This window comes from Gluconobacter sp. Dm-73 (assembly GCF_018256215.1).
GTDB lineage: Bacteria > Pseudomonadota > Alphaproteobacteria > Acetobacterales > Acetobacteraceae > Gluconobacter > Gluconobacter cadivus.
In genome coordinates this window covers 1-12538 of record NZ_JAERLW010000007.1, presented here as the reverse complement: position 1 = coordinate 12538, position 12538 = coordinate 1, and the positions used below count along the sequence as shown (strand labels likewise).

General features: G+C 59.7%; 12 protein-coding genes. 9 read left to right on the top strand and 3 right to left on the bottom strand.

Features of this window, described 5'->3' with window-relative positions; genetic code table 11:
- Nucleotides 1-8: 8 nt before the first annotated feature.
- The 4 genes from cydD to recQ are packed head-to-tail and all read left to right on the top strand — an operon-like array spanning nt 9 to nt 5715.
- Nucleotides 9-1697, top strand: coding sequence for a thiol reductant ABC exporter subunit CydD (cydD, locus tag JK176_RS08880; RefSeq protein WP_211587511.1), 1689 nt, complete (start codon nt 9-11; stop codon nt 1695-1697).
- Nucleotides 1694-3370, top strand: a complete 1677-nt coding sequence (gene cydC, locus JK176_RS08875; protein WP_211587510.1) for a thiol reductant ABC exporter subunit CydC — start codon at nt 1694-1696, stop codon at nt 3368-3370. The genes cydD and cydC overlap by 4 nt, the downstream gene beginning before the upstream one ends.
- 55 nt (nt 3371-3425) lie before the next feature.
- Nucleotides 3426-3833 carry an OmpA family protein gene (locus tag JK176_RS08870; RefSeq protein ID WP_194268627.1) on the top strand — a complete coding sequence of 136 codons (408 nt, stop codon included), beginning with the start codon at nt 3426-3428 and terminating at the stop codon, nt 3831-3833.
- Nucleotides 3834-3846: 13 nt separating this feature from the next.
- Entirely contained in the window at nt 3847-5715 is a 1869-nt protein-coding gene (gene recQ, locus JK176_RS08865) for a DNA helicase RecQ (protein WP_211587509.1), read from the top strand.
- A 4-nt stretch (nt 5716-5719) separates the two neighbouring features.
- On the opposite strand, the gene JK176_RS08860 is transcribed toward recQ, so the two are convergent.
- Nucleotides 5720-6211 (bottom strand): copper chaperone PCu(A)C, encoded by a 492-nt coding sequence (locus JK176_RS08860; protein WP_235993461.1) that lies wholly within the window; start codon nt 6209-6211, stop codon nt 5720-5722.
- A gap of 121 nt (nt 6212-6332) precedes the next feature.
- Between JK176_RS08860 and nrdR the strand changes: the two genes are divergently transcribed.
- Genes nrdR through thiL form a run of 3 tightly spaced genes read left to right on the top strand, consistent with a single transcriptional unit; the run spans nt 6333 to nt 8296 of the window.
- Entirely contained in the window at nt 6333-6833 is a 501-nt protein-coding gene (gene nrdR, locus JK176_RS08855) for a transcriptional regulator NrdR (protein ID WP_099286572.1), read from the top strand.
- Nucleotides 6830-7315: a transcription antitermination factor NusB gene (gene nusB / locus JK176_RS08850; protein WP_099286571.1), complete on the top strand. Its 486-nt coding sequence runs from the start codon at nt 6830-6832 to the stop codon at nt 7313-7315. Before nrdR ends, nusB begins: the two co-directional genes overlap by 4 nt.
- Before the next feature lie 3 nt (nt 7316-7318).
- Nucleotides 7319-8296 carry a thiamine-phosphate kinase gene (gene thiL / locus JK176_RS08845; RefSeq protein WP_211587508.1) on the top strand — a complete coding sequence of 326 codons (978 nt, stop codon included), beginning with the start codon at nt 7319-7321 and terminating at the stop codon, nt 8294-8296.
- 25 nt (nt 8297-8321) lie between these two features.
- On the opposite strand, the gene JK176_RS08840 is transcribed toward thiL, so the two are convergent.
- Nucleotides 8322-9515: a hypothetical protein gene (locus JK176_RS08840; protein ID WP_211587507.1), complete on the bottom strand. Its 1194-nt coding sequence runs from the start codon at nt 9513-9515 to the stop codon at nt 8322-8324.
- A gap of 139 nt (nt 9516-9654) precedes the next feature.
- Between JK176_RS08840 and JK176_RS08835 the strand changes: the two genes are divergently transcribed.
- Together JK176_RS08835 and glk are read left to right on the top strand one after the other, a co-directional pair.
- A complete protein-coding gene (locus JK176_RS08835; protein WP_211587619.1) occupies nt 9655-10458 on the top strand; it encodes an SDR family oxidoreductase in 804 nt (267 codons plus the stop codon).
- Nucleotides 10459-10569: 111 nt separating this feature from the next.
- Nucleotides 10570-11538, top strand: a complete 969-nt coding sequence (glk, locus tag JK176_RS08830) for a glucokinase (RefSeq protein WP_211587506.1) — start codon at nt 10570-10572, stop codon at nt 11536-11538.
- A gap of 82 nt (nt 11539-11620) precedes the next feature.
- Here the strand turns inward: glk and JK176_RS08825 are convergent.
- A partial coding sequence (locus JK176_RS08825; RefSeq protein ID WP_211587505.1) for a hypothetical protein occupies nt 11621-12538 on the bottom strand: 918 nt, incomplete at its 5' end.

Below are 12538 nucleotides of genomic sequence, written 5' to 3'. Positions count from 1 at the left end.
CAGGGGTCATGAAGGCCGACAAGACAATCGCAAAAGCGTGGGTAAAGGCACAGGGACGCGCCAGCCGCTCCCGAACCTCTGTCGTAGTATGTTTAGGATTGCTCTCAACCCTGCTGGGACTCCTGCAGGCCTGGGCGCTGGCACGAACGCTCGCCTCAGTGCTGACACACGACACGGACAGCACTGGTCCAGCGATTGTCGTCTTCCTTCTTGTCTGCCTCCTCAGGGTCATTCTCTCGACTGTGCAGGAAATGACGGCCATATCCGTCGGAATTCAGGGGCGCCGCCGTCTGCGAAAGGAAGTGCTGGATCGTATCCTCAATGAAGGGCCAGCTCTTCTGCGCCGCCACCACAGCGCAGCCATCGCCGCAACGCTGGTTGACCGGATCGAAGCGCTCGACGGCTATTTTGCGCGCTGGCTGCCAGCCGCATCGCTCTGGCTGGTTTCTCAATGGCTGGTCGTGATCGCAGTTTACCTCGAGAATCATCAGGCTGGCCTGATCCTCGCTGCCTGTTGCGCCGTCCTTCCTATCTTTCAAGCCGTCTTCGGAATCGCCACGGCTGTGGCGTCACGCAAACAGTTTCTGGCCATGGCACGCCTTCAGACACGTTTTCTGGACCGTGTGAAAGGGATTGCGACCATCGTTCTCTCAGGTGGAACTGAACGAGAGACACAGGCTCTGGCGAAAAGTGCCGACGATCTGCGCCAACGGACCATGAAAGTCCTGAGGATCGCCTTTCTTGCTTCCGCAACCACGGATGTGGCGATGGTCGTGGCACTCGTGCTGATCGTCGTAACGCAGGCCCACACCCTCATGGGGCATCCGTCCAACGCCATCCTGACCCGCGCGCTCTACGCCGTTCTTCTGGTTCCTGAAGCGTTTGCCTCGTTCCGGGCACTTTCAGCAGCTTATCAGGATCGTGCGCACGCCACCGCCGCCGCAGAGGCCATGCACGAACTGGCCCCGCTAACCGGCGAACGGACAGTCGCAACCCCAGATATCCTTCATGCCGACGGCGGCATTTCAGTTACGGCAGAGAACGTCTCTTTTGCATGGGACGAGCAGCGCGGCACGGTCATTCACGATATCAGCTTCGTTCTTGCCGCAGGTGAGACACTGATTCTGGAAGGTGCCTCCGGAGCAGGGAAATCCACGCTTCTGGAACTGCTGCTCGGCTTCGTCTCTCCGTCACAGGGACGGATCCTGTTTGATGGGCAGGACATGCAGGATTTTTCTCCGCGACAGATTTCCTCCCTGATCAGCTGGATCGGTCAGAAGCCGGTTCTGTTTGCCGGGACCATCCGTGAGAACATCCTGTTCGCCAAGCCCGATGCGACGGCCGACGAACTGGACCATGCCATTTCCGCGGCTGCCGTCGATCAGTACCTCTCATCCCTGCCGGACGGTCTGGAAACGCGGATCGGGGAGGGCGGCTTCGGTCTTTCAGGCGGTCAGGCGCAACGCATTGCCATTGCCCGCGCCTATCTCAAAAACTCGCCGCTTCTGCTGCTGGATGAGCCAACCTCCCATCTTGACCCGAAAACCGAGGCCAGCATCCTCGCAAGCCTGAAAGAACTGGCAAAAGGCCGGACTGTCATTCTTTGCAGCCATTCCGCACAGGCCCGACAGTTTCAGGGACGCCACCTTGTCCTTGATGGTGGCCGCGCCATCGCCTTTACGGGAGAAGCCGCATGAGTGCCTCACTGCCCACGCGCCCGGAAACACGCAGCGAAACAGCGCTTTCCCGAATCCTTCAGGTCTGGCGTCCGCAATATACGCGTCTCATCACAGGCATCATCATTGCCGAATTGGCCGTCTGTGCGGGACTGGCCCTGATGGGGCAGGCAGGTGGTCGTCTTGCGGGCGCTGCGATCGGCGTTGGAGCCGCCTATCTTCTTCTGCGCCTGTCCGGTGCCGCCCAGATCGTCCTGCGCTATGTGGAGCGTCTGTATACTCATGACGCCATGTTCCGCGCTCTGGCGGATCTGCGAGTCTGGTTTTATCGCAAACTCGCTGGCGGCGCTGCGGCAGGGCTGGGTTTCCAGCGTTCGGGAGACCTGTTGTCCCGCCTAGTGTCCGACGTCCAGACGCTCGACAACCTCTATCTGCGAATTTTTGTCCCGCTGGTTTCAGCGCTGCTGACGCTTCCAATCGCCACGATCGTCTGGATGAAAGCAGGAACACAGGCCGGGCTGCTGACAGGCGCACTCTTTGCCGTTCTCGCTTTCGTTCTTCCATTGATGGGCGCGCACCTGTCCAAACGTTTCGGGCCGGACATCCTGCATGCGGAATCCGAACTTCGGGTTGCTGCACTCGATCTGACCTCGGGCCTTCGCGAGGCACGTGCGTTCGGTGCGGAAGACGTCCTCGCCGCGGTCGTTACGGAGCGGCAGGAAACCCTCTTCAAGGCCCAGCGCCGCCAGCAGACCCGTATGGCGCTCATGCAGGGTCTTGCAGGCCTGATCGCTAAAGGGGGCATCGCCATCATCCTGTGCGCGGTTGCTGGACTCCTGTTCCCGCAGGCACCCGCAGTCGCTGGCCTTACAGCGCTTTTCGTTGCCATCACGGCCCTCGAAGGCGTGACAGGTCTGGCACGGGCCGGTCTGCTGAGCGGACAGGTCAACCACGCCGCCCAGCGGATCGTTGAGATTGCCGATAAGGCTCCTCCGGCTCCAGAGGGCAACGCGCCGCTCCCGACCGGACGGGATCTGCGTCTCGAAAACGTGACGTTCAGCTGGACGCCGGATCGGGCGCCGATCTTCCACAATCTGAGCCTGACCCTGCGTCAGGGAGAGCGCGCGGCGCTGATCGGGCCTTCCGGAGCTGGAAAATCCAGTCTGGCCGCGCTGATCCTCAAGGCTGCATCTCCCGCTCAGGGCCAGATCCTGCTGGGCGGGACTGACATCAACACCCTGCGCGACAGCGATCTCCGCTCCCAGATCGCATGGCTGTCACAGGCCAGTCATCTGTTTGATGATACGGTCCGCGGCAATCTTCTTCTGGGCCGGGAAGATATTTCCGAAGAAGCCCTCTGGACGGCTCTGGAACAGGCCCGGATAGCGGATGTCGTTCGCAGCCTGCCTGACGGACTTGAGACATGGATCGGCGAAGGCGGCTCGAAACTTTCGGGCGGGCAGGGGCGCCGTATTGCTCTGGCGCGCGTCCTGTTGTCCGATGCGCCCATTCTCGTTCTTGACGAACCGGCAACGGGGCTGGACGCCGATACCGAGCGCGCGTTTCTCGAAACGCTCAATAACGCGACCGAAGGGCGAAGCGTCCTGCTGATCGCGCATCGTCTGACAGGCGTGGAAAAACTTGACCGCATCTGGCGTCTGGAGGACGGACAGGTTATTTCCAGTGCATGCTGAACGGCTGTGCGCCGCCCCAGCTTCACGCCTTTCCACCCTGACAGGACGCTACGCCATGGCACGTTTCCTCTCCCTCATCCGCATTGCGGCCCCGGTTTTCGTTCTGTCAGCTGCGCTGGCAGGATGCGCCGAACAGCCCACGCGCGACAGCTACGTCGTTTTCTTCGACCGTGAATCCGTCACACTCAGCCCTGTCGCACAGGCTGTCGTCACCAAGGCCGCAGCAGCAGCCCGCGCTGAACATGCCACGGTCGTCCGCGTTTCCGGCTCTGCCGGGGTGAATGGTGATGCCGCAGTTCTGAAGGAACTGGCCACAAGCCGCGCGCAGGTTGTTGCCACACAGCTCAGCAGTGACGGTATCAACGGCGCCAAGATCGAAATGACGCCCTACACACCAAGCCAGCTTGAAGATTCGCACGTCGCCCTGCGCCGCGTTTCCATCACCATCGTTCCGGGTCTCTGATCCGGAAGCAGAAATGACGCAATCGCAGACTACGCCTCCCGATCAAACGGGTGCCGGTACAGCGCTGTCTCCTGAGGGCGTTCTGGCGGAAATCTTCGGATTTTCGGGGTTTCGCGGCCTCCAGCAGGAGGCTGTCGAAACGGTCATGCGGGGCGAAGACGTTCTCGTCCTCATGCCGACTGGCGGCGGCAAGAGCCTGTGCTATCAGGTTCCTGCGCTCTGCCGTGAAGGCATGGGTCTCGTCATTTCACCCCTGATCGCCCTGATGGACGATCAGGTGGCCGGTCTGCGACAGCTTGGAGTTCGGGCAGCCGCCCTCCATTCCGGACTTGAACCGGATGAACGCGAACAGCTCCAGAGCGATCTGCGCAACAACCGGATCGACATTCTTTATATTTCCCCCGAACGCCTGCTTCAGCCGTCCACAGCGAATTTCCTGTCTAAGCGCCGGATTTCCCTGATCGCCATTGACGAAGCACACTGCATTTCGGCCTGGGGGCATGAGTTCCGTCCGGAATACCGCGCACTTGCCAGCCTGCCTGAGATGTTCCCCGGCGTTCCGCGCATTGCCCTGACGGCCACAGCCGATCCGAGAACACGCGACGATATCCTGAACGCCTTGGGCATGCCCGACGCACAGGTTCTGATGGCGAGCTTCCATCGCCCCAACCTGATCGTGGAAGCCCGCGCCAAAGCCAGCGAGAGCCGTCAGCTTCTCGAAACGCTTCAAAGCCATCGCGAAGGCGCCTCCATCGTTTATTGCGGCAGCCGCAACAAGACCGAACGCGTCGCCACGATGTTGCGTGACAAAGGACTGACGGCTCTGCCGTTTCATGCAGGCCTGTCTGCCATCGAAAAACGCGCCACTCTGATGCGCTTCCGCTCCGGCGAAGAAATGGTGATCGTCGCGACCATCGCCTTTGGCATGGGCATCGACCGGCCCGACGTGCGCTGCGTCGTTCATCTGGACATGCCCTCATCGCCGGAAGCCTATTACCAGCAAATTGGACGGGCAGGGCGCGACGGCGAACCGTCCGACACGCTTCTGCTATATGGCGGGGAGGACATGGCCCGGGCGCGATACTGGCTCGAACAATCCGCCGCCCCTGACCACGAAAAACGCGTGATGCAGGCCCGTCTCGAAAGCATGATCGCACTTACGGAAACCACAGGCTGCCGCACACAGGCGCTTCTTGCCTGTTTTGGGGAAAACCTTCCCCAACCCTGCGGGCATTGTGACAACTGCATCAATCCGGTCTCGACATTTGACGGCACGCAGGCCGCCCAGAAAGTCCTCTCCGCCATCTACCGCACCGGCCAGCGTCTTGGCGCAGTCCAGCTCTCCAACATTCTGCGCGGCAAAACCAATGAGACCATCGAACGCAATGCCTACCAGCATCTTTCGGTGTTCGGGATTGGCAAGGATCATAGCGAACAGTGGTGGCGTGCCGTCATTCGACAACTGATCGCGCGCGGCGCCATCCGAATGCATGGCGAGTATGGCAGTCTGGCGCTCCAGAGCGAGATTGCCCGCCCGATCCTGCGCGGTGAGGAACGTGTCGCGCTCAGGCTTGAAGCCAAAGCCGCGTTGACGGCAAGCGCAGGGTCTGACGGCAATACGGAAAACGACCGCCTCTCAGCGGATGAAAAACCGTATTTCGATGCCCTGCGACAGTGGCGCCTGTCCGAAGCACGAGAGCAGGAAATCCCGCCTTATGTCATTTTCCACGATTCCGTCTTGCGGGATATCGCCCGCGAACAACCGGACAGCCGGGACGGACTGGGCTGCATCAAAGGTGTCGGCGCCTCGAAACTGGATCGCTACGGATCCGCCGTCCTGACTGTCCTGCGGGAAATCCGCGAGCCTGCCTCAGCCCACTGAAACTTCAGTCATGGGTCAGTTCGTCAGGCCCCGTCACCGTGAAGCTGACCGTGATGCTGCCGCCGTTGAGAATATCGAACGTGAAAGGCACTTTGCTTCCCACAGCAGGCATCTGCCGGATACCCATGCACATCATGTGATAGCCCGAGCGCGGGAAGATCATCGTGGAGTCGTGAGGCAGAGCCAGATGGGTGAAGAGGTCATTCGCCCCTTCGGTCTGCTGCTGATTCGTGTGATGTGCAACCACGTTCTGACAGAGCGGAGATGAAATCCCTTTCAGGAGGTGATCCACGCTATCGTCGTTGCGAATCGTAAAGTAACCCGCCCCGCGGTCTGGAAAATATGCCGAAGGGCGGAACGTCCCGTCCAGAACGACAACGCGCTCCGCATCATGAGCGGCATCCGGCGGTGGCGCAGTTCCTGAAAGGGACTGCTGGGCAAAAGCCTGCGACGCAGAGAAAACAAAGAGGGCGGTCAGGACAGATACCCGTTTCAACGACAGTCTCCCGTGAATGTAGGCAGTCTCGTGCAAAGCCCCGTTTGGGCCAGAACGCATCATCCGGTAAAGTGCGCCCACTTACCCGGCCCCGACAAGGCCCGAACTCTCAGGATCGCGAATGCGTTGCCCTTTTTGCGGACATGACGATACCCAGGTCAAGGACAGCCGCTCCACGGAAGATGGCGTTGCCATCCGTCGCCGGCGCGTCTGTTCAGCATGCACGCAGCGCTTTACGACCGTCGAACGCGTTCAGCTTCGCGAACTTTCCGTCACCAAAGCAGACGGCAGACGCGTTCCTTTTGATCGGGACAAGCTGGCGCGCTCCATCCGCGTCGCCCTGCGCAAACGCCCGGTTCCCGAAGAACGTCAGGAACAGCTGGTCAATGGACTGGTCCGACAGCTCGAAGCCTCGGGGGAACATGAAATTTCTTCCCATCGCATCGGCCAGCTTGCGATGGACGCATTGCGCGAAGTGGACGGTGTGGCCTATGTCCGCTTCACCAGCGTCTACCGCGACTTCCGCGAGGTCGAGGCCTTCTCGAAAATCCTCGCCGACATGAAACCTATTCCCGGGGGAGCAGACATGCCGCACCCCGACGACTCCCAGGAGACACCATGACCGTTACCGACGCCCCCGCCACCAACCCGACGCGCCGCAGCCGGACCATTGCCCGTGTCGCTGCCGTTCAGGCGCTGTTCCAGTGCGAACAGTCCGGCGACACGGCGGAAACCGTCATCAGCCAGTTCATCCGCCATCGCCGCGTCAGTTCCACCGCCCTGTTCGAAGATGGCCATATCCCAGATGCCGACCTGAAGCTGTTTCAGGAAATCGTCCTTGGCGTCACCCGTCGACAAGACGATATCGATACAAAACTGAGCGCCGTTCTGCCCGAACAGTGGCCACTGCCGCGGCTGGACCCTGTTCTGCGCGCACTGCTGCGTGGTGCCGTTTTTGAGCTGATCGGCACGGACACACCGGACCGGATCATCATCAACGAATATCTGGACGTCGCTCACGGCTTCTTCTCCGGCGACGAACCCAAGATGGTCAATGGCATCCTCGATACTCTCAGCCGCAGCGGTAATGACGGCAACGCCTGATCCATGACGGGCAGATCGGATTGCGAAGACGCCGTATCAGGCGAATTCAGCTTCATTGCCCGTCATTTCCGGCCACTCGCCGGATCGGAAGCCCTCGACCTGCGGGATGACTGCGCACTGATGCGCTGTCCCGTAGGCGAGGAATTCGCCATCTCGACCGATACCATGGTCGAGAACGTCCATTTTCTTCCAGACGATCCGCCAGAGACCCTCGGTCGCAAGCTGTTGCGCTGCAACCTGTCCGATCTGGCAGCCATGGGTGCACGGCCTCATGCCTACACGCTGAACGTAACCGTCCCACGCGAAGGGCGACACGACGAAAGCTGGTTTGCTGCGTTCTCGCATGGCCTCGCAGAAGACCAACGACACTATGGCGTGCATCTGATCGGCGGCGATACGACTTCCATCTCCGGGCCACTGGTTCTGTCCGCAACTGTATTCGGACTTCTCAAACAGAACACGGCGCTTCGCCGCAACAGCGCCAAAGCAGGCGACGATATCTGGGCGACCGGCACGATCGGAGACGCCGCTCTAGGCTTGCTCGTGCTTCAGGGCAGGCTCAAGGATCCGTCGGGCTTTCTGGCCACACGATACCGCCTGCCACAGCCGAGAACAGGCTTAAATCTTCACGGCATTGTCAACGCAGCCATGGATATCTCAGACGGCCTCATTCAGGATTGCGGTCACATCGCAACGGAATCAGGCGTCCAACTCGTTATCGAATCGGAAGCCGTTCCTGTTTCGGACGCTGCCGCATCACTCGGGCAGGACTGGCTCATGCAACGCCTGTGTGGTGGCGACGATTACGAACTGCTCCTCACATGCCCGCCCGAACGATCACGAGCACTTCAGTCTGCATGCCAGGATGCCGGAATCGCAGTTCATCGTATCGGTCGAGTGCAAACAGGACGTGGCGTCAGGCTTCTGGATGCAACAGGAGCTGATATTGTGCTCGAACAGGGCGGCTGGCAGCATTTCTGAAGCCACCCTGCAACAAACCTAGCCTTCAGGCCGGATCGTCGATCGGCCGTTCATAAAGCCGATAGCGCTTGTAAGGCTCGGGCACGATGCTTTCTGCCAGATTGCGCATGTTGGAATCAGAAGCCTGAATCCAGCCCAGCTCTACCCAGGAATAGGGCAGGGACTTCCGGCGGCGCATCAGTTCGGCAATCGCCAGAGACGGCAGCAGCGCGCCCAGAACGGTGCCACGCAGACGCTGCGTCACGCCCAGCAGAATGACTCGTGCCGAATGAAAACGATGCGTCGTCAGCCGGGCCGCAAGCTTCACCCAACCCAGAGGCGAAGGCGAACCACTCAGATCACCAGCAATATCGTAAAGATTGGGAACCACCAGCGCCATGGCGACGGGTTCACCATCCTGATCGATCTGGACATAATGTTCAGGACGAAGCACCGGACCAAGCTGCTTGATCATGGCCTTCATTTCGTAATCCTGAAGGGGTACGAAATTGAACTTGTCGCTCCAGGCATCATTGTAAAGCTGACGCAGGATTTCGCCCTGCTCGGCAATCTGCTTCTTCGACAGACGCCTGATGGCAATAGAGCCGAGTCGGCCTTCGCCAATTTTCAGATCGCCCGGAACCTTGAAACGCGATTCCGTCTGATCATCGAGATCGAGCTTATAGCTCAAAAGGTCTTCAACGGGCGTATAGCCCGCGTCTTCAACCAGTTTCCCCATCAGGCGCGGATGCCAGGGCATGGCGACCATCAGGGGTTGGTCCTGCCCTTCGATCATCAGGCCGGATTCGCCATTGCCGCTCAGCGTCACCGGCCCGCGCATTGTCTGCATGCCCTGAAGACGCAGCCAGTTCCGGGCCGTCTCCAGCAGTGCGCTGACGACACTGCCTTCAGGAACAGCATCCAGCGCCCCGAAACAGCCGATTTTCATGCCCCAGTGCTCAATGGCACGATGGTCCACGATTGCTGCAATGCGCCCCACAGCCGTGTTTCCACGCCATGCCAGAAAGTAGCGGATGCTCGCATGGCGGAAAATCGGCGCTTTTTTCGGGTTCAGCAGATCATCCTGTTCCATGTCGAAAGCCGGGACAAAGCCCGCCATTCCGGCATAGATACGACGCGGAAGCGTCGTGAACAGTTTGAGATCAGCCCGCGTCGTCACTGGCCGAACCACAAGATCATCATGCGGCGCAGGGATGTCAGTCCTGTCGGGCAGTGTCATAATGGCAGGTGTACCTCTGATCGAAAAAAACATCCCGTCCAACGGGCTGATGTGCCAGTACGGCACGGGGTCGCATCTTGTTGCATGGGAGGGCTATACCCTTCCAGCCCCGATCCGACCACGAATAAAGCGGTTTTCCATGCCAGAGACTTCTGTTTCCTCTTCCAGCGCCCCGTTTCACGTCCTCATCACCGGAGGATCGAGCGGGATCGGCGCCGCTCTGGCGCTCCACTACGCCCGTCCGGGAACTCATCTGACGCTCTGGGGCCGCAGTCCCGAACGGCTCAAAGACATTGCCGCACAGGTCGTCCGTAAAGGCGCCTCGGCAGAAATCTTGTCCCTTGATCTGTGCCGCACGGACGATGCTCTGAATGCTTTGCGAAAAACAGACGACGCGCAAAAAATCGATATTCTGATTCTGGGGGCGGGACTGGGCGATATTCGTCCCGAAGGCGCTCTGACGGAAACGGCCGAGCAGGTCCGAGACATCTCCCTCGTCAATTTCACAACCCCTGCGACCCTTGCCACCGAAATGGCCTCACGTATGGCTGTCCGAAAAGAAGGCCGGATCGCACTGGTAGGCTCCGTCGCGGCGTTCCACGATCTTCCTGTCGCCACGGCCTATAGTGGCTCAAAAGCCGGTCTGGCACGCTTCAGCACGGCCCTGCACGCCGCCATGACCCCGCATCATGTCTCTGTCACCCTGATTTCTCCCGGTTATGTCGACACGCCGATGAGTCAGCGGCTCGAAGGAGCGCGACCCTTCCTCGTCTCCTCAAAACGCGCTGCCCGCATGATCGCACGCGCCATCGGGCAAGGAAGGGCGCACCTGCTTTTCCCTTGGCCTTTCGCCATAGCCCGGTTTCTTGAAATGATCGTGCCGCGCGCCATCGTTCACCGACTGCTGCGCACCGCAGAAGTCCGACAGCGGCCCGCTCGCTGAATTACGAATTCCATCACATCCGGAACTTGACGCGGAGGAACCGGTAGGCAACTGCTGCACATGGAAAAAGCGCAGGCCGTCGGCCAGCATCGCCAGAGGACTTGAGGTGCCATGAGGGAAATCGTCGCCGTCGATATCGGTGGAACGCACGCACGTTTTGCAATCGCGACCATCGAGGATGGCAAGGTCATCACGCTGGGTGAGGCCACGACACTGAAATGTGCGGAACATGGCAGTCTGGCGCTGGCCTGGGAAACATTCGGCCGCTCCCTGAATCGTGACCTGCCGCGCGAAGCCGGTATCGCGGTCGCCTGTCCGGTCAGCGGAGAAATCCTCAAACTGACCAACAATCCGTGGATCATCCAGCCCAGCCAGCTCGCCGCGCGCCTGCATCTCGATAATTTCGTGCTGGTCAATGACTTTGGGGCTGTGGCCCATGCCGTGGCACAGGTCGATTCATCCTGTATGAAACATCTGTGTGGACCGGATATCGACCTTCCAACCGAAGGTGCCATCACTATTGTAGGGCCGGGAACCGGACTAGGTGCTGCGTGCCTCCTCCGTCGCAACGACCGGTATTTCGTGATGGAAACCGAGGGTGGTCATCTGGATTATCCTCCCCTCGACGAACTGGAAGACAAAATTCTCAAAGCCCTGCGTCTGCGCTTTCGCCGCGTTTCCGCAGAGCGGATTGTCTCAGGTCCGGGCCTGACCAATCTGTATGAAGTCATTGCGGAAATACAGGGCTGGCCCATTACCCTGCGTGACAACCGCACCCTGTGGCAGAACGCCCTCGACGGCTCGGACACCGTGGCCGTTGCCGCACTGGAACGCTTTTGCCTGAGCCTGGGCGCAGTCTCCGGCGATCTGGCACTCGCACACGGAGCACGAGGCGTCGTGATTGGTGGCGGATTGGGTCTCCGCCTCGCAGACAGCCTCGGTCATTCCGGATTTGCCGAACGCTTCGTCGCAAAAGGGCGTTTCGAGACAATGATGACCGAAATGCCGGTCAAAATCATCACCCACCCACAACCCGGACTGTTCGGAGCCGCCGCCGCATATGCGGAAGCTCACCCATAAAAAACCAACATCCCGGATTTCTGGAGAAAATCTCTGAAAATACGGGCCTGGAAGAGCATCTTAGCCAGATATCAGGGGGCGCTTATTGCAAAGCGGCCCCAAGCTGGATCGGATACCATTTCCCGTTTTCGTAAATGACAGGCACATGGTCATCGCTGTCGTTGATAATCATTCCTTCCTCTGAACCTGTAAGGCCCAGAATTGTTGCTTTAGGGAACCCGATCAACTCCACCGGGACAGTGAATTTCGCACTGTCGAGTGTCAGGTCGAGCGCGGCCTCATAGACGTTTTTGCTGGCAAAGGCGAAGGTGAAATGACCGCCGACATAGTCCACCCACACTTCGGAGTTGCCTTGCGTGGCATCGATCCTGGGCGTGCCGTCCGGATTGAAGCCGCTGATCCCGGCATTCCAGGTCCTGAAATGATACCCGTCGCCCATTTCTTCAAAATTGCGATTTGCCCACATCAGCCCCCGGTTGCCTGAACTGTCATCGATGCCGTTGACCTTCATGGGAGCCGCCGTCGAAGACGCCTTATAGACATTGTCGATGAACTGGAGCCCCTGGTCGGGATCGATCCGCAAACCGTCGACGACATCCCCATAGCCATAGCGACCTGACGATGCCGGAGCCGTCGCATGACCCTGTGTTGCGGCCAGGGTCGGCGTACTGGTCTGTCCGTTGGCGAACGCCGTGATACGAGGGCAGATCCCTTTCTGCGCCGACATAACTCCAGCAGTACGCGCCGCCAGATTCGTCGCGTCAACCATTCCCGCAGACAGCAGATCCAACGTCACGCGTGAAATGCTTTCAGGGTCTGTCTCGTTTCCGATGGAGTTTGTTACGGCCGAATTGGAATACTGGCCGACCATCCAGTAGTTCGGAAGCGCATCCACGCCACCAATGGAATGGGCTGCCAGATAATGCGCCAGCGCCATGGTGTTTTGACGCATGATCGTATCGTAACCGTATTGCGGAGAACTGCCATTCTGCTGGAATGG